The sequence below is a fragment of the Janibacter sp. GS2 genome, assembly GCF_051200835.1.
Lineage (GTDB): Bacteria > Actinomycetota > Actinomycetes > Actinomycetales > Dermatophilaceae > Janibacter.
This window is the reverse complement of record NZ_CP195161.1, coordinates 1,171,253-1,187,478: the sequence shown is the minus strand read 5'-3', so window position 1 is coordinate 1,187,478 and position 16,226 is coordinate 1,171,253. Positions and strand designations below refer to the sequence as shown.

Here is a 16,226-nt window from a genome sequence, read left to right as displayed (position 1 = left end):
GTCAGTTCTCCAGCTTCTCGGCGTCGGTCATTGGGGGAAGGGGGTCCGCTGGCTCCCCGATGCGCGCGAGCACCGGCACCATGGCCGCGCCGAACAGCAGCGCGAGCACCCCGGCGAGCAGCGCCATCGGGCCGCCGGAGACCGCACCGAAGACGTTCTGCGTCGACGCCATCGCGATGACGATCGGGATGTAGATCGCGCTCCAGAAGGCGATGCCCTGCTCTGTCACCTTCGGCAACAGGTCGTGGCGGCGCATCCAGTCGGTCGCGAAGACGAGCATGATCATCGCGAAGCCCACACCGCCCACGTCCGCGTCGATGCCGAGCAGTTGACCGAGCGCGGTTCCGAGCACGCTGCCCACGACCACACACACAGCCAGTAAGGCCACTCCATAGATCACCATTGATCTGATTCCCTCCTGGTTCCGACGACGCTCAGCCGTCGGTGCCGACGAAGAGGTCGGCATATCGGGTCCGCAGTTCGGCCTTCTGCACCTTGCCCATGACATTGCGCGGCAATGCGTCGACCACGCGGACGGCGCGGGGTTGTTTGAACTTCGCCAGGCGACCGGAGAGGAACTCGCGAACCGCCCCTTCCTCGGGCTGCTCCCCCGATGCCGGCACCACGACGGCGACGAGGGTCTCGCCGAAGTCGGGGTGGGGCACACCGATGACCGCGGACTCGAGCACCTGGGGGTGCTCGTCGAGCAGGATCTCGATCTCCTTGGGGTAGACGTTGAGCCCACCACTGATCACGAGGTCCTTGGTGCGCCCGCTGATGCTCAGATAGCCCTGCTCGTCGAGGGACCCGAGGTCGCCGGTGATGAAGAATCCGTCCTCGCGGAACTCCGACGCCGTCTTCTCCGGCATCTGCCAGTAACCGCTGAAGACATTGGGGCCACGCACCTCGACGCTTCCGACCTCGCCGACCGGGAGCTCGGCGCCCGTCTCACCATCCGCCACCTTGATCTCGACACCGGGCAGGGGCGGGCCGACCGTGCCCGGCTTGCGTTGCCCCACATAGGGGTTGGATGCGTTCATCCCGGTCTCGGTCATCCCGTAGCGCTCGAGGATCGCGTGCCCGGTGCGCTCGGCGAAGGCCTCGTGGTCGCGCGCCAGGAGCGGCGCCGAGCCGGAGACGAAGAGCCGCATGTGGGCGCAGCGTTCGGCCGTGAGCTCCGGGTGCTCGAGCAGGCGCGTGTAGAAGGTCGGCACGCCCATGAGCACGCTTGCCCGGGGCAGCAGGTCGATGACCCGGTCCGCGTCGAAGCGCGGCAGGTACAGCAGGGTTGCTCCGGTCATCAACGTCATGTTCACCGCGACGAAGAGACCGTGGACGTGGAAGATCGGCAACGCGTGGATGAGGCGGTCCTCGCCGGTGAACCGCCACTCCTCGACCAGCGCCTGCGCGTTGGAGGTGAGGTTCGCGTGGGTGAGCACCGCCCCCTTCGACCGGCCGGTGGTGCCCGAGGTGTAGAGGATCGCCGCCGGGTCGGACGCGTCGACGGGCTCGGCGTCGGCGTCGCGGTCCGACCCCTCCAGCAGGGAGCCGTCGCCGGTGGTCCCGAGGGTCTCGACGACCAGCTGGTCGCCCTGCGCGCGGTGCGCGTGGTCGGTGGCGGCTGAGGGGTCGCAGACGAGGACGCGGGGCCGGGCATCGTCGATGAAGTAGTCGAGCTCGGCGCCGGTGTAGGCGGTGTTCAGGGGGAGGAAGACGGCGCCGCGCTGCAGGACCGCGAGATAGAGGGCGATCGCCTCCGGGGACTTCTCGACCTGCACCGCGACGCGGTCCCCGCGCACCACGCCGGCCTCGCGCAGTGTCGAGGCCACACGCTGCACGATCTCGCGGGTCTGCGCATAACTGATCCGCCGTCCGTCCGGCAGGTCGAAGAGGACGGCGTCGGGGCGCTCGGACACCTGGGTGTGGAAGGCGTCGAGCATGGTCGTGTGGGTCATCGCAGGGAGTCCTTCTCGTGGCGGGATGTGTCGACGCTCGCTCGAGCGTCGTAGCGGTAATTGACCATCGCGCCGAATGACTGGCGCCAGGCCTCGTCGGAGACGTTCGCCGGCCAGTTCAGCTGCTCCACGGTGGCGGCGTTGCCGAGGTGGAAGCGCGCGACCGGGTCGAGCGGCTGACCATCGGGACGCTTCTCCTCGGTGAGGTAGCGGCGCAGCGCGGCGACCATCGCCGGGCTGACGGCCTCCACCTCCACTCCCCCGTCAGGGGTGTGCGACCAGCGGTCCAGTGCGGTGCGAAGGGAGCGGAGCCCGGCCTCCTCGTCCGCGTGCCCGTCCAGCCAGCTGCGAAATCCCGGGATCGGGGAGAGCGTGACGACGTCGGTGATCTGCGGGAGCTCCTCTCGCACCCGGGCGATGACCTGCTTGATGAGCATGCTGCCGAAGGAGATCCCGGCGAGCCCCGCGAGCGAGTTGTTGATCGAGTACAGGACAGCGCAGTCGGCCTCCTCGGACGGCAGCGCCGGACCGGGCCCGAGCAGCGTGGCGATGCGATCGGGGACGCCACGACACAGGGCCACCTCGACGAAGATCAGCGGCACGTCGCCGGTCGCGGGGTGGAAGCAGGCGAAGACGCGGCGGTCCGAGGGCTCGATGCGACGGCGCAGCTCATCCGGCGTCGCCATGGGATGGACCCGCTCGTACTGGCGCAGGTGCTGACGCACCTCGGGCGACGACGACTCCCACGTCACCTCGGCGACGCTGAGGAAGCCTCGGTTGAACCAGGACGTGAGCAGGTGGAGCAGGTCGTGATCCAGCGGCTGCAGGTCAGGGTGCTCGGGCAGCATCCACCGGACGTCGGCCCGCAGCTCGGTGAGCGCGAGCGTGCCCCCGGGGGCGTGGTTGAGTCGGCGCAGGAGCTGCTGGCGGGCGGGCTCGACGACATCGAAGAGTCCGGTGAGCTCGGTGGCGCCCTGCGAGCCGGAGTCCACCACGGCCTCCCAGCGACGGTAGGCCTCGCGGACCGCGGAGACGTCGACGTCGTAGTCACGCACGAGGTGCGTGTAGACGGCTCGCCGGCCTGCGCTGTCGAGCTGGGCGCAGTCCTCGAGAACGCGAGCGGCGGTGACGGCCACGGGGTCCGGCCCGGTGCCGCCCATGAGCTCGGCGCAGCGGTCGATCACGCTCTCGAGGTCCGGCTGTCTCAGCGCAGCAGTGGCCATGGGTGTCTCCTTCGACGTCAGGGCATCCACGTGACGCTCTGATATATACAACAGCCACGGTAAGGTATGCAGGAGCAGAGCACCACCCCCTGCACCCAAGAGCGCGGCTGGAGGCCCCATGTCGGACACACCCCGAGTCCCCGAGGCCCACCGGGTCAGGGACTGCCTCGAGGACGCCATCGTCGAGGGCCACTACAGGCCGGGTGAGCGGCTCGACCCCGTGAACCTCGCGAGCGAGTTCGGGTGCTCGCGCACGCCCATCCGGGAGGCCCTGCAGGCCCTGGCACGCTCCGGCCTGGTGCAGATCCGCCCCAAGAAGGGCACCTTCGTCACCGAGCTGGGCATCGCCGATCTCACCGAACGCTTTGAGGTCATGGCCGAGCTCGAGGGCATGGCCGCCCGACTGTCGGCGCGCCGCATGGAACGCCACGGGTTGGCCGTGCTGGAGGAGGCTCTCGCCGAGTGCGAGACCTTCGCCGAGGCCGGGGACGCCGACAACTACTACTACGCGAATGCCCGGTTCCACGGTGCGGTCTACGACGCGTGCGGGAACGACTACCTGCGGTCGCAGACCCACGCGCTGAAGCGGGCGCTGCAGCCCTATCGACGCCTCCAGCTGCGGGTCCCGGATCGCATGCGTCGCTCACTCGGCGAGCATCGCGCCATCGCTGACGCCATCGCTCGCGGTGACGCCGAGGCGGCGGAGAACGCGGCCCGCGACCACGTCCTCGTCCAGGTGACGGAGTTCGGTCAGCTGGTGCGCACGTGGAAGAAGGTCACCTCCGGCTGACCCCGAGCACACACGAAAGGGGGCCTCTTCCCGGTGCGGGAAGAGGCCCCCTTCGTCAGGAGTGACCCGAGCTCACTCGGCGGCCACCACAGCGGCCTCCTCGAGGAGGTTCTTGGTCCGCGAGCTGTCCAGCTCGATACCCGGGCCCATCGTCGTGCTCAGCACGGCCTTGGAGATGTAGCGGCCCTTGGAGGCGGACGGCTTGAGGCGGTTGATCTCCTCGAGCGCGCTCTGGTAGTTCTCCACGAGCTGCTTCTCGTCGAAGCTCGCCTTGCCGATGATGAAGTGCAGGTTGGCGTGCTTGTCGTTGCGGAACTCGATCTTGCCGCCCTTGATGTCGGTGACGGCCTTGGCCGTGTCCATCGTGACGGTGCCGGTCTTCGGGTTCGGCATCAGGCCACGGGGGCCGAGGACCTTGCCGAGTCGACCGACCTTGCCCATGAGGTCCGGGGTGGCGACGACGGAGTCGAAGTCCATCCACCCGCCCTGGACCTTCTCGAGCATGTCGTCCGAGCCGACGTGGTCGGCGCCGGCCTGACGGGCCGCCTCGGCCTTGTCACCCGTCGCGAAGACGAGGACACGGGCGGTCTTGCCGGTGCCGTGGGGCAGGTTGACCGTGCCACGGACCATCTGGTCGGCCTTGCGGGGGTCGATGCCGAGACGGAAGACGACCTCGACGGTCTCGTCGTACGTGGTCTTGGCGTTCTTCTTGGCCAGACGCACGGCCTCGAGCGGGGCGTAGGCCACGCCGTCGGTGATGTTCGCCGCTGCGGCGCGGTAGCTCTTGCTGCGCTTCATGAGTGCTCCTTGGTGGTGGTGGAGGTGTGGTGCGGGCCAGCGCTGGCCCTCCCACGGGTGTCCGGGCTCAGAGCGCCGGGGTCTCGATGCCCATCTGGCGAGCCGTTCCCGCGATGATCCTCATCGCGGCGTCCATGTCGTGGGCGTTGAGGTCGGGCATCTTGGTCTCGGCGATCTCCTTGACCTGGTCCTTCGTGAGCGTCCCGACCTTGGTCTTGTGGGGCTCACCGGAGGCCTTCTTCACGCCTGCGGCCTTCTTGATCAGCTCGGCAGCCGGCGGGGTCTTCGTGATGAAGGTGAACGAGCGGTCCTCGAAGACCGTGATCTCGACCGGCACGACGTTGCCACGCATGTCCGCGGTGGCGTCGTTGTACGCCTTGACGAACTCCATGATGTTGACGCCGTGCTGACCCAGCGCCGGACCCACCGGCGGAGCCGGGGTGGCCGCACCGGCCTGGATCTGGAGCTTGATGTAGCCGGAGACCTTCTTGCTCTTGGGAGGCATGCGGTGTTCCTACTTCCTTGTTGTGGGCCCACGCCGTGGGCGATGACCCGGTTGCAGAATGTGCTGTCCCGGCAGGTCCGTGCGGACCGACCGGATCAGATCTTGGCGACCTGGTGGAAGCCGAGCTCGACCGGGGTCTCCCGGCCGAAGATGGAGACGAGGACCTTGAGCTTCTGGGCCTCGGGGAGGATCTCGGAGATCGACGCCGGCATGGTCTCGAAGGGGCCCTCCATGACCGTGACGGACTCGCCGACCTCGAAGTCGACGTCGACGGCAGACCCGGCCTGGCCGTCCTTGGCCGGCGCGCCGGACCCCGCTGCGGCGGCGGACTTTTCGAGGTCGGACGGCTTGATCATCGTGAAGACCTCGTCGAGGCCCAGCGGCACCGGGTCGTGGGCATTGCCGACGAATCCCGTGACTCCCGGCGTGTGCCGCACGGCGCCCCAGGACTCGTCGGTCAGCTCCATGCGCACGAGCGCGTAACCGGGCATGCGCGGCTGCTTGCGGACCTTCTTCTGACCGGACTTGATCTCGGTGACCTCGTCGATGGTCACGGCGACCTCGAAGATGTAGTCCTCCATGTCGAGGTTCGCGACACGGGTCTCGAGGTTGTGCTTCACGCGGTTCTCGTAACCCGCGTAGGTGTGGATGACGTACCACTCGCCGAACTTCGAGGCGAGATCGTCCTTGAAGGCCTGGACCGGGTCCGCGGTGTCCTCGGGGAGCAGGTCGCCGTCCTCGTCCTCGGTGGCGACGCTCTCGGTCGCCCCGTCGCCGGCGCCCTCGTCGACGCCACCCTCGTCCTCGGACGCCTCGGCAGCCTCCTCGGCAGCTTCCTCCAGCGCCTCGTCGGCGGCGCGGGCGTCGTCCGCCTCCTGCGCCGAGGGAAGATCAGCCGGCGGCTGAGCAGCACGCTCGGCCTGCTCGGCGGCGATCGCGCTCGAGCCCTCGTTCTCCTCGGGATCGGGGGTCTGAGCCTGGTCGGACATGACCTGTTTCCTCACTTCAACTTCGAACGAACGGCGCGCGGGGCGCCCGGTATGCGGTACGTACGTGGCGGTGTCAGCCGCCGAACACCCAGAGCACGGTCCTGGTGAACACCGCATCCAGCCCGGAGATGATGAGCATCATCACGGTGACGAAGACGATGAGCACCAAGGTGTAGTTGACCAGCTCGGACCGCGTCGGCCGAACGACCTTCCGGAGTTCGTCGAGGACCTGCGCGATGAACAGTCCGATCGAACCAAAGAAGCGCGAGACGGGATTGCCGCCCTTCGGGCCGCGCCGCGCGTTGGTCGGCTGCGCTCCGAGCTGGGTCACGTCGTCTCTTCTCATCCGGGTCGCCTGTGGGTATTGCGTGTCGTGCAACGCAGGGCAGGAGGGACTCGAACCCCCAACCGCCGGTTTTGGAGACCGGTGCTCTACCAATTGAGCCACTGCCCTTCGGGCCGCCAGGTGGGACGACGACCCGCGGCCGATTTCCACCGCTTCCCCGTGTGCGGGCACACCGGAAAGTCTGGTCAAAGTCAACCGAGGATCCACTGTACGACACCCGCCGCCCGGTCCGCGAACTCGGACGTCGGTACCGCGTGATGGGCTCAGGTGAAAGACTGGACCCGTGACTTCAGCGAACCACCCCCTTCCCCTGTCCGACCTCTCCGTCGAGGAGCTCCGGTCCCTCGCGGCGACCCAGCGCGAGGCCCACGCAGCCCAGGCGGCGAAGGGGGTCACGCTCGACGTGACCCGCGGGAAGCCGAGCACGGCGCAGCTCGACCTCGCCGACGAGATGCTCTCCCTTCCCCGCTCCACCACCGACCGCTCCGGGACCGATGTGCGCAACTACGGCGGCCTCACCGGCCTCGCCGAGCTGCGCGAGATCTTCGCCGAGCTGCTGTGGGTGGACCCGGAGCAGCTCGTCGCCGGCGGCAACTCCTCCCTGACGATGATGCGCGACGTCCTCGTCGACCTCCTCCTCTTCGGCGGCGTCGACTCCCCTCGCCCGTGGTCGCAGGAGGAGAAGGTCACCTTCATCTGCCCCGTCCCCGGGTACGACCGCCACTTCGCGCTCCTGGAGGACCTCGGCATCGAGATGGTCACCGTGCCGATGACCGAGGACGGCCCCGACGCCGAGGAGGTCGCGCGGCTGGCCGCTGCCGACCCCTCGATCAAGGGCCTGTGGATCGTCCCGACCTATGCCAACCCCACCGGCGCCGTGTGCAGCCAGGAGGTGGCCAGCCGGCTGGCCGGCATGGAGACCGCGGCCCCCGACTTCAAGATCTTCTGGGACAACGCCTACGCGGTGCACCACCTCACCGAGGAGGAGACCAAGAGCGCGGACATCATCTCCCTCTCCTCCGGCACCGGTCACCCGCACCGCGCCATCCTGTTCGCCTCGACCTCCAAGATCACCTGGGCCGGTGCCGGCGTGGCCTTCCTGGCCTCCTCGGTCGAGCAGGTGAAGTGGTACCTCGCGCACCTCGGCAAGGGCTCGATCGGCCCGGACAAGGTCAACCAGCTGCGCCACGTCGAGTTCTTCGGTGACGCGCAGGGCGTGCGAGCACACATGCGCAAGCACGCGCAGATCATCGCGCCGAAGTTCGCCGAGGTGGACCGGGTCCTCACCGAGCGTCTCGGCGGTCGCGGGGTCGCCACCTGGAATGCACCGACCGGCGGGTACTTCGTCAACCTCGACGTGGTGCCCGGGACGGCCTCCCGTGTCGTCGCGCTCGCCAAGGACGCCGGCCTCTCCCTCACCCCGGCGGGCGCCTCCTTCCCCTACGGTGAGGATCCCGAGGACACCAACATCCGACTCGCCCCGACGATGCCCCCGCTGCAGGAGCTGACCGAGGCGATGGAGACCGTCGCCACGTGCGTCCTGCTCGCGGCGGCAGAACAGCTCATCGACGCACCTGCCTGAGGAGCCAGTCATGGCCGAGCGTGAGGACCTGGACACCGACCTGACGAGCTACAGCCTCGATGACGAGGATCAGCTCCAGCCCGGCGACAGCCTGATCGGAAGCGGCCGGGAGGACGAGGACGCGCTCGACGCCGGGTACTCGCCGCCCGACTCCGCGCGCGGCTCGTACGCCCACGGCGTCACGGCTGCCGAGCAGGCCACCCACGAGTCGATCGACGAGCGCCGCAAGCAGGAGGACCCCGACCCGCCGTGGTCCCCGGAGGAGGACTCGGAGACCGTCGGCGGCGACGACCCCGACGCCATCGCGGCCGAAGACGACTGGATCGGTGACCAGGAGGTCGGGGACGCGCGCGCCGGCCGTCTGGTCAGCCCCGACGAGGGCAGCCACGAGGATGACGACGACCAGGCCTGGGGCCGGGACGTCGGGGTCGATGGCGGCGCCGCCTCCGCGGAGGAGGCAGCCGTGCACGTCATCCGCGACGGGGACGACACCTGACCTCGGCGACGGGTCGGGACCTACGGACCCTGCCGAAGGCCCACCTCCACCTGCACTTCACCGGCTCCATGCGGGTGGAGACCGTCCGCGACATGGCGCACGACCTCGGCCTGCGGCTGCCCGACTCCCTGCGCGACGGCTACCCGCCCCGGCTGTCCGCCGCGGACGAGCGCGGGTGGTTCCGCTTCCAACGGCTCTACGACTCCGCCCGGCACTGCGTGCGCGGCGAGGCGGACCTGCGTCGCATCGTGCGCGAGGCCGCCCTCGACGACGGAGCGGAGGGCTCCCGCTGGCTCGAGATCCAGGTCGACCCGACCTCCTATGCCCCCTTCGTCGGTGGCATCACCCCGGCGATGGAGATCGTCCTCGACGAGGCCCGGCAGGTGAGCTCCACCGCGGACGAGACGGGCTCGGCCCGGGTCGGGGTGCTCATGGCCGCGAGCCGCACCCGGCACCCGCTCGACGCACGCACGCTGGCCCGGCTCGCGGCCCGGCTGTCCGGCCGGGGCCCGGGTGAGGTCATCGGCTTCGGCCTGTCCAATGACGAGCGGCGAGGGACGACGAGCGACTTCGCCCGGGCCTTCGACATCGCCCGGCGCGCCGACCTCGCCCTCGTCCCGCACGGGGGTGAGCTGCTCGGGGCCGGCGCCGTCGCGGAGACGCTGGAGTCGCTCCGCCCGACCCGCCTGGGTCACGGGGTGCGCAGCGTGGAGGACCCCCGTGTCCTCGAGGCGGTCGTCCGGGCGGGGGTGGCCCTCGAGGTCTGCCCCGGCTCCAACGTCTCCCTGGGGGTCTATCGCCGGCCCGGGGACGTCCCCCTTCGCACACTCATCGAGGCCGGCGCCACGATCGCCCTGGGAGCCGACGACCCGCTGCTCTTCGACTCCCGGCTGCTCGCGCAGTACGAAACCGCCCGCGCGGTGCACGGGCTCGACGACGCGCAGCTCGCCGAGCTGGCCCGCTCGTCCTTCCGGGCGAGCGAAGCCCCCGAGCGGGTCACCCGACGCGCCCTGGAGGACATCGACGCCTGGCTGGCCGCTCCTGCCGCCACCGTGACCTGACCCGCGTCAGTCGGCGATCTCGGCGGCCAGCTTCTCCGCCGCCTTGCGGGTCTTCCATCCGTCCATGAGCGCCCTGGGCGAGCCGGCGCGCCCGGACAGGGTGACCAGAAGGACCGAGCCGCTGCCCCCGGGGGTCACGGTGGCGACCCCGTCGAGCTCCCAGTTGAGCGCGCTCTTCCTCGTGACGAAGTGGAACTCCCGTCCGTCCGGGCTCTCCCGGACCTCGTCGTACCCCTTGGCGACGATCGTGCGGCGCACTGCCTGGGCCAGCTCGTCGACGCCTCGCGTCGTGTCCGTGCTCGCCTGTCCACGTGCCATTCCGGCTCCTCCCCCGTATGCGTGACCGCTTCTGGGTGCGAGCGTAGAAGAGGACGGCCGTATCGGCAGCGCGAGCGGTCAGCGCCTGTGGATCACAGCTCGTGCCCGACGAAGACCGGCTCCTTGACGAGGGTGACGCCGAAGGCGTCGTGCACCCCGTCGCGCACCTCGCGGGCCAGGGCGGCGACGTCCGATGCCCGTGCGGCCCCGCGGTTGGTCACGGCGAGGGTGTGCTTCGTCGACAGCGCTGCCGGCCCGGGCATCGCGTAGCCCTTGGTGAAACCCGCCCGGTCGATGAGCCACGCCGCGCTCGTCTTGGCCCGCCCCGTCCCGGCCGGAAACCGCGGGGGAGTCGGCCCGTGGGGGCCGAGGCGCTCAGCGGCCCGGACCTCGAGGGCGTCCATCTGCTCGGTCGGCAAGATCGGGTTGGTGAAGAAGGAACCGCAGCTCCACGTGTCGTGGTCCGCGGCATCGAGGACCATCCCGCGCTTCGCGCGCTGCGCGAGGACGGCCTCGCGCGCATCGGCGAGGGGCACCCGCTCACCCTGCTCGACCCCGAGATGGGCAGCGAGATCGGCGTACGCGACGGGCGCAGAGAGGTCGGCGAGGAGGAGCTGGAAGGTCACCTCGAGGACGACGTACCTCCCGGTTGCCTTGAAGACGGAGTGTCGGTAGGTGAAGCCCGCGTCGGCATTGGTGAAGGTGCGCTGACGCTGCTCACGGCGGTCCCAGGTGACGACCCGGGCGATCGTCTGGGCGACCTCCTGACCGTAGGCGCCGACATTCTGCACCGGCGTGGCCCCGGTGCACCCGGGGATGCCGGAGAGCGCCTCGATCCCGGACCACCCCTCGGCCACCGCGCGGGCGACGAGGCCGTCCCAGTCCTCCCCGGCGGCGACGGTCACCTCGGCACCTCCGCAGTGGTCCGCGGACTCGACGCGCACGCCCTGCGTCGCGATCCGCACGACCGTGCCCGGGAATCCCTCGTCGGCGATGACGAGGTTGGACCCGCCGGAGAGCACGAGAAGGGGGGTCCCCGCGTCGTCTGCGGTGCGGACGGCCTCGACGACCTCGTCCGTGGTCTGCGCGGTGACGAGGCTCCCGGCCGGGCCCCCGACGCGCATGGTCGTCAGCGGCGCCAGCGGGGCACCGTGGTCGGTCGTCGCCATCAGTCCAGCTGGACGGTCGCCCGACAGCGGCCGAGGACCTTCTCGCCGGAGCTGGTGACGGTGAGCTCGATGCTCGCCTGCTTCGACTCCGGGTCGAGGGTGGTCACGCGGCCCGAGACGTCGATGCTCGCGCCACCGTCGTGCGGGACGACCACGGGACGGGTGAAGCGGGTGCCGTAGTCGATGATGCGCCCCGCGTCGCCGACCCAGTCGGTGACGACCTGCACTGCGGCGCCCATCGTCCACATGCCGTGGGCGATGACATCGGGCAGACCGACCGCCTGGGCGGTGCGCTCGTCCCAGTGGATGACGTTGCGGTCCCCCGAGGCCCCGGCATAGTGCACCAGGGTCGCCCGGGTCACCGGGACACGACGCTCGGGGAGGGACTCCCCTTCGCTGACCTCGTCGAAGCGGCGGATGCTGTGCTCGACCACGCTCACTCCCCTCCCCTGACGACGATCGTCGACAGGCTCGTGGCGACGGGCTCCTCGGCCGCGTCGATGATCTCGCTGCGCATGGTCACCATCTGGTGCCCGCCGGCGCCCCGGATCGCGTCGATGTGCAGCACGCCGCGCAGCTCGTCACCGGCGACGACCGGTCGGTGGTGGGTGAATCGCTGCTCGCCGTGGACGACCCGGGTGTAGTCGACGCCCGCCTCGGGGTCGGCGACGAACTGGGCATCGGTGCGCTGGCCGGGGATCACCGCGAAGGTGGGCGGAGCGACGAGGTCCGCGTAGCCGGCGGCCCGCGCCGCCTCGAGGTCGTGGTGCACCGGGTCGGTCGCACCGACCGCCTGGGCGAAGTCGCGGATGTGCTCACGCCCGACGACGAAGGGTTGGGTGGGCGGGTACGTCCGCCCCAGGAAGTCCTCGTTCACGGCCATGCCACCCAGTCTAGGGAACTCGTGGGGCACGACGCGCACGCCACGACCAGAAGCGGCCGCCGAGCAGGTGCTCGGCGGCCGCTTCTGGTCGTGCTACGGGTGCGCTGACCTCAGCGGGTCTCGCGGTGCTGCGTGTGGGTGCGGCAGCGCGGGCAGAACTTCGCCAGCTCCATGCGGTCGGGGTTGTTGCGGCGGTTCTTCTTGGTGATGTAGTTCCGCTCCTTGCACTCCGTGCACGCCATGGTGATCTTGGGGCGGACGTCGGCGCTCTTCGTGGCCACGGTAGGAACCTGCTCTCAGACACTTCATCGGTGGTACTCGCCTGGCGCCGGTCTGCGCTGGGCGGGAGGTGCGTGGTGTCGGCCCTCAGCGGGCACAACACGTCGACGCACAAGAATAATCCACGATGCGCCCCACCGGAAATCCGATGGTGACGGCGCCTCGTGGCGGTGCGTAGCGGGAGGGGGACTCGATCCCCCGACCTCACGATTATGAGTCGTGCGCTCTAACCAACTGAGCTACCCCGCCTTGGCGGTCGACCTGTGCACTGCACGGGCCGGACCCGAGCCCCCTGTCGGAATCGAACCGACGACCTTTTCCTTACCATGGAAACGCTCTGCCGACTGAGCTAAGGGGGCGGGTCCACCGCTGACCGAACCGGCCGCACGGTGGATGACCTCGGGAGAGATTACACGCCTCAGGCGGTGCTCATGAAATCGACCTCGCCGCCTCCTGACGCGACCCCGTCATGAGCCCGACCAGATGGGGCCGCAACGCCTCGGGAACGGCGCTCGGACGTCGCGTCACCGCGTCGACGAAGACGTGCGCGGAGGTGGCCAGGGCCACGAGCTCACCATCGCTCCTGCGGACGAGGGCGCACTCCCAGCCCACGCTCGACCGGCCGACGCGCAGCGCACGCAGGCCCACCTCGAAGGCGTCCGGGTAGGCGATCTCGGCGAAGTAGCGGCACCCGGTCTCGGGGATGAGATTGATCGTCCCCCCGTCCTTCGTGACGTCGAAGTCGTGCGCCTGGAGCCAGCTGTTGATCGTCGTGTCCATGACCGTGTAGTGCACGGCATTGTTGACGTGCCCGAACTGGTCGTTGTCGCTCCACCGGGTCGGCACGGTGACCCAGTGGGGGTAGGTGTCTCTCTCGAAGGCCTCGCTCACGTCACCCATCCTGCACCGGCGCGCCATCCGCTCGCCACAGACCCGAGGAACCACGACGGTGGCTGCCCAGCAGGTGGGTGTCGACGATGCCGACCGCCTCCATGAGGGCGAAGGCGGTCGTCGGGCCGACGAAAGAGAACCCGCGGCGCTTGAGCTCCGAGGCCATGGCCCGGGACTCGTCGGAGGTCGTGGGCACCTCGGACGCCGTGCGCGGCGTCGGCGTGCGCTCGGGACGGAAGGACCAGATGAGGTCCGCCAGTCCGACGTCGCCCCGAAGGGAGATCGTCGCGGCGGCATTGCGGATCGTCGCCTCGATCTTGGCGCGGTTGCGGATGATCCCGGCGTCCCCGAGGAGACGCGCGACGTCCGCGTCACCGAAGGCCGCGACACGGTCCGGGTCGAAGTCGGCGAAGGCGGAGCGGAAGTTGTCCCGCTTGCGCAGGATCGTCGCCCACGACAGCCCGGACTGGAAGGCCTCCAGGCTCAGCCGCTCGAAGAGCCCGCGCTCGTCGCGGACGGGCATCCCCCACTCGGTGTCGTAGTACTCGCGCAGCATCGGATCCGACCCCGCCCACGCGGGCCGCGCCAGTCCGTCGTCCCCGATCGTCACGTCCATGCCCGCATCGTGCCCCACCGGAGCCCCGGCGACCCGACCTCCCCCGTCGTCCCGGTCGCGTCGCCCCACCCGCGGTGGAGGAGAAAAGGCCGCGAGCCCCGGGCCGGAATCCGGCTCGGGGCTCGCAGTGCACCTCGGTGGCAGGTGAAGGATTCGAACCTTCGTAGGGATAACCCGACGGATTTACAGTCCGTTTCCATTGGCCGCTCGGACAACCTGCCTCGTGCGCATGGAAGGATAGCAAGTCGACCGCCCAACAGCGCAATCCGACTGGATCCGCGCTGAGAACCGCCACCCGAGGAGCCCCCAGCACATGGCCAACAGCAGCTTCGACATCGTCAGCAAGGTCGACCGCCAGGAGGTCGACAACGCGCTCAACCAGACCGCCAAGGAGGTCTCCCAGCGCTACGACTTCAAGGGGGTCGGGGCGTCCATCGAGTGGAGCGGCGAGACCATCGTCGTCAAGGCGAGCAGCGCCGACCGCGTGCTCGCCGTCGTCGACGTCTTCGAGTCCAAGCTCATCCGCCGCGGTGTCTCGTTGAAGAACATCGACTTCGGTGACAAGGAGCCGCAGGCCTCCGGCAAGGAGTACGTCCTCTCCGGGCCGACGAAGGAGGGCATCGACCAGGACAACGCGAAGAAGATCTCCAAGATCATCCGTGACGAGGGCCCCAAGGGCATCAAGCCACAGATCCAGGGCGACGAGCTGCGGGTCACCGGCAAGTCCCGGGACGAGCTCCAGGAGGTCATCTCCCTGCTCAAGGGCAAGGACCTCGAGGTCGCGCTGCAGTACGTCAACTACCGCTGACGACGGCACGACGCACCCGGCCGTGGCGACGGCTGTCGCCACGGCCGGGTGCGTCGTGCAGCGGTCAGAGCGCGCTGGGGACGGACTCCTCGGGATCGCCGACCGGGTGCTCCCGGTCGTGGCTCGCGAGGAGCACGCGCAGCAGCGGCACGCACAGCAGGCCGATGGCGGTGGCCGCCACGAGCACCCACAGGCCCGACGAGGGCGACCCGGTGGCCTCCTCGGTGAGCCCGAAGGCGTAGGGGCCGACGAAGGCCCCGGTCAGCCCGATCGTGTTGACGAAGGCCAGGCCCGCCGCGGCGGCCACGCCACCGAGTCGGGCCATGAGCACCGACCAGTAGAGCGGCTGCACACCGACGATGAAGAGCATCGTCACGCTGAGGATGATCATCTGCGCCACAGGATCGCTCACCATGATGAAGAGCAGCGCGGAGACGATCGCCGCCGCGGTGGTGAAGCCGATGAGGACGACCTCCTTGCCCGGGTTCTTCTTGAGGATGCGCGGGACGAAGACGACACCGATGACGGCACCGATCCCGACGACCCCGGAGATCAGGCCGATCATGAAGGAGTCGGTGACCGCCATCGCCTCGACGATCGAGGGGACGAAGAAGATCACGCCGTAGGTGGCGATCTGGTTCATGAAGTAGATGGCGGCGATGGTCAGCAGGAAGGGCTTGGACATCGCGTTGCGGATGATCGCGCCGGGGCCCGACTCCACCTGGGCGCCCTCGTCACCCACGGCCCGTCGCGTCAGCTCGGCGGCCTCCTCGGGCTCGAGCCACGAGGCGTCGCGCGGCGAGTTGGGCAGGGCGAAGAAGATGATGATGCCGAGCAGGACCGTCGGGATCCCCTCGAGGACGAAGAGCCACTGCCAGCCGTGGAGCCCGCCGATGCCCTCCATCTTCATGATCGCCCCACCGATGGGGTTGGCCACGATGAAGGCCACCGAGGAGGCGGTGAGGATGAGGCCGACGACCATGGCGCGGTCCCTCTGCGCGAACCACATGGTGATGAGGTACATGATCCCCGGGTAGAGCCCGGCCTCCGCGGCGCCGAGCAGGAGGCGCAGGACGTAGAAGACCGTCGGGCTGGAGATGAACATCATCGCCATGGTCAGCAGTCCCCAGGTCACCGCGATCCGGCTGATCCAGACCTTGGCGCCGATGCGGTGGAGGATGAGGTTGCTCGGCACCTCGAGGAAGGCATAGGTGACGAAGAACAGCCCCGCGCCCAGCCCGTAGGCGGCGGCGTCGATGCCGGCGTCGACCTCGAGCGAGGTCTTCGCCAGACCGACGTTGGTCCGGTCGACGAAGGCCATGAAGTACGCGGCCATGAGGAGCGGGACGAGGCGCGTCAACGCCTTCTTGGTCGCGGTGCGGTGGATCAGATCCGACGGCGGTGTCGAGACCGACATGTGGGGACTCCTTTGGGTGAAGGATGATTCGGGTTCATATTGAACCTGAATTCAGGTCCGTGTCAAGGGTCGCCGGCGGGTACTGCGCAGTAGGCCGGGA

Annotated in this window: 20 protein-coding genes and 4 tRNA genes; 5 read left to right on the top strand and 19 right to left on the bottom strand. The window is 69.4% G+C overall.

Going from position 1 to position 16,226, the window contains the following annotated elements:
* Position 1 precedes the first annotated feature (1 nt).
* Genes madL through ACR9E9_RS05810 form a run of 3 tightly spaced genes read right to left on the bottom strand, consistent with a single transcriptional unit; the run spans position 2 to position 3,178 of the window.
* Complete coding sequence (gene madL / locus ACR9E9_RS05820) at positions 2-403, bottom strand: malonate transporter subunit MadL (protein ID WP_435202599.1); 402 nt, start codon at positions 401-403, stop codon at positions 2-4.
* Positions 404-434: 31 nt separating this feature from the next.
* Positions 435-1,955, bottom strand: coding sequence for a malonate--CoA ligase (locus tag ACR9E9_RS05815; protein WP_435202598.1), 1,521 nt, complete (start codon positions 1,953-1,955; stop codon positions 435-437).
* Entirely contained in the window at positions 1,952-3,178 is a 1,227-nt protein-coding gene (locus ACR9E9_RS05810; RefSeq protein WP_435202596.1) for a malonyl-CoA decarboxylase domain-containing protein, read from the bottom strand. The genes ACR9E9_RS05815 and ACR9E9_RS05810 overlap by 4 nt, the downstream gene beginning before the upstream one ends.
* 118 nt (positions 3,179-3,296) lie before the next feature.
* Between ACR9E9_RS05810 and ACR9E9_RS05805 the strand changes: the two genes are divergently transcribed.
* Positions 3,297-3,968 (top strand): GntR family transcriptional regulator, encoded by a 672-nt coding sequence (locus ACR9E9_RS05805; RefSeq protein ID WP_435202594.1) that lies wholly within the window; start codon positions 3,297-3,299, stop codon positions 3,966-3,968.
* Positions 3,969-4,040: 72 nt separating this feature from the next.
* Here the strand turns inward: ACR9E9_RS05805 and rplA are convergent, their stop codons facing one another.
* The 5 genes from rplA to ACR9E9_RS05780 all read right to left on the bottom strand — a co-directional run bounded on the left by rplA (position 4,041) and on the right by ACR9E9_RS05780 (position 6,714).
* A complete protein-coding gene (gene rplA, locus ACR9E9_RS05800) occupies positions 4,041-4,766 on the bottom strand; it encodes a 50S ribosomal protein L1 (protein ID WP_435202592.1) in 726 nt (241 codons plus the stop codon).
* Between the two features lie 67 nt (positions 4,767-4,833).
* The gene (rplK, locus tag ACR9E9_RS05795) at positions 4,834-5,271 is read right to left on the bottom strand and encodes a 50S ribosomal protein L11 (protein WP_435202590.1); all 438 of its coding nucleotides are present in this window, start codon (positions 5,269-5,271) and stop codon (positions 4,834-4,836) included.
* 95 nt (positions 5,272-5,366) lie between these two features.
* The gene (gene nusG, locus ACR9E9_RS05790; RefSeq protein ID WP_435202588.1) at positions 5,367-6,260 is read right to left on the bottom strand and encodes a transcription termination/antitermination protein NusG; all 894 of its coding nucleotides are present in this window, start codon (positions 6,258-6,260) and stop codon (positions 5,367-5,369) included.
* Between the two features lie 73 nt (positions 6,261-6,333).
* Positions 6,334-6,591 carry a preprotein translocase subunit SecE gene (gene secE / locus ACR9E9_RS05785; RefSeq protein WP_435202586.1) on the bottom strand — a complete coding sequence of 86 codons (258 nt, stop codon included), beginning with the start codon at positions 6,589-6,591 and terminating at the stop codon, positions 6,334-6,336.
* Positions 6,592-6,641: 50 nt separating this feature from the next.
* Positions 6,642-6,714 (bottom strand) — tRNA-Trp (locus tag ACR9E9_RS05780).
* 175 nt (positions 6,715-6,889) lie between these two features.
* Here ACR9E9_RS05780 and ACR9E9_RS05775 point away from each other — a divergent pair.
* Genes ACR9E9_RS05775 through ACR9E9_RS05765 form a run of 3 tightly spaced genes read left to right on the top strand, consistent with a single transcriptional unit; the run spans position 6,890 to position 9,745 of the window.
* Positions 6,890-8,188: an aminotransferase gene (locus ACR9E9_RS05775; protein ID WP_435202584.1), complete on the top strand. Its 1,299-nt coding sequence runs from the start codon at positions 6,890-6,892 to the stop codon at positions 8,186-8,188.
* A gap of 10 nt (positions 8,189-8,198) precedes the next feature.
* Positions 8,199-8,684 carry a DUF5709 domain-containing protein gene (locus ACR9E9_RS05770; protein ID WP_435202582.1) on the top strand — a complete coding sequence of 162 codons (486 nt, stop codon included), beginning with the start codon at positions 8,199-8,201 and terminating at the stop codon, positions 8,682-8,684.
* Positions 8,681-9,745 carry an adenosine deaminase gene (locus ACR9E9_RS05765; RefSeq protein ID WP_435203585.1) on the top strand — a complete coding sequence of 355 codons (1,065 nt, stop codon included), beginning with the start codon at positions 8,681-8,683 and terminating at the stop codon, positions 9,743-9,745. Before ACR9E9_RS05770 ends, ACR9E9_RS05765 begins: the two co-directional genes overlap by 4 nt.
* A 6-nt stretch (positions 9,746-9,751) precedes the next feature.
* Here the strand turns inward: ACR9E9_RS05765 and ACR9E9_RS05760 are convergent, their stop codons facing one another.
* The 10 genes from ACR9E9_RS05760 to ACR9E9_RS05715 all read right to left on the bottom strand — a co-directional run bounded on the left by ACR9E9_RS05760 (position 9,752) and on the right by ACR9E9_RS05715 (position 14,122).
* Positions 9,752-10,063: a hypothetical protein gene (locus ACR9E9_RS05760; protein ID WP_435202580.1), complete on the bottom strand. Its 312-nt coding sequence runs from the start codon at positions 10,061-10,063 to the stop codon at positions 9,752-9,754.
* A gap of 92 nt (positions 10,064-10,155) precedes the next feature.
* Positions 10,156-11,232: a UDP-N-acetylmuramate dehydrogenase gene (locus ACR9E9_RS05755; RefSeq protein WP_435202578.1), complete on the bottom strand. Its 1,077-nt coding sequence runs from the start codon at positions 11,230-11,232 to the stop codon at positions 10,156-10,158.
* Complete coding sequence (locus tag ACR9E9_RS05750; RefSeq protein WP_435202576.1) at positions 11,232-11,666, bottom strand: MaoC/PaaZ C-terminal domain-containing protein; 435 nt, start codon at positions 11,664-11,666, stop codon at positions 11,232-11,234. The genes ACR9E9_RS05755 and ACR9E9_RS05750 overlap by 1 nt, the downstream gene beginning before the upstream one ends.
* A 2-nt stretch (positions 11,667-11,668) precedes the next feature.
* Positions 11,669-12,115, bottom strand: a complete 447-nt coding sequence (locus ACR9E9_RS05745; RefSeq protein WP_435202574.1) for an FAS1-like dehydratase domain-containing protein — start codon at positions 12,113-12,115, stop codon at positions 11,669-11,671.
* Positions 12,116-12,225: 110 nt separating this feature from the next.
* On the bottom strand, positions 12,226-12,396 hold the full coding sequence (gene rpmG, locus ACR9E9_RS05740; protein ID WP_435202572.1) for a 50S ribosomal protein L33: 171 nt from the start codon (positions 12,394-12,396) through the stop codon (positions 12,226-12,228).
* A 173-nt stretch (positions 12,397-12,569) separates the two neighbouring features.
* Positions 12,570-12,643: transfer RNA gene (locus tag ACR9E9_RS05735), tRNA-Met, on the bottom strand.
* A gap of 37 nt (positions 12,644-12,680) precedes the next feature.
* Positions 12,681-12,753, bottom strand: a tRNA-Thr gene (locus ACR9E9_RS05730).
* A gap of 70 nt (positions 12,754-12,823) precedes the next feature.
* Positions 12,824-13,285: an acyl-CoA thioesterase gene (locus ACR9E9_RS05725; protein WP_435202570.1), complete on the bottom strand. Its 462-nt coding sequence runs from the start codon at positions 13,283-13,285 to the stop codon at positions 12,824-12,826.
* Position 13,286: 1 nt separating this feature from the next.
* Positions 13,287-13,901, bottom strand: coding sequence for a DNA-3-methyladenine glycosylase I (locus ACR9E9_RS05720; protein WP_435202568.1), 615 nt, complete (start codon positions 13,899-13,901; stop codon positions 13,287-13,289).
* A gap of 138 nt (positions 13,902-14,039) precedes the next feature.
* Positions 14,040-14,122: transfer RNA gene (locus tag ACR9E9_RS05715), tRNA-Tyr, on the bottom strand.
* Positions 14,123-14,214: 92 nt separating this feature from the next.
* On the opposite strand from ACR9E9_RS05715, the gene ACR9E9_RS05710 reads away from it, so the two are divergent.
* A complete protein-coding gene (locus ACR9E9_RS05710; protein ID WP_435202566.1) occupies positions 14,215-14,709 on the top strand; it encodes a YajQ family cyclic di-GMP-binding protein in 495 nt (164 codons plus the stop codon).
* A gap of 64 nt (positions 14,710-14,773) precedes the next feature.
* Here ACR9E9_RS05710 and ACR9E9_RS05705 read toward each other — a convergent pair whose 3' ends face one another.
* On the bottom strand, positions 14,774-16,126 hold the full coding sequence (locus ACR9E9_RS05705) for an MFS transporter (RefSeq protein WP_435202564.1): 1,353 nt from the start codon (positions 16,124-16,126) through the stop codon (positions 14,774-14,776).
* Positions 16,127-16,226: the final 100 nt, after the last annotated feature.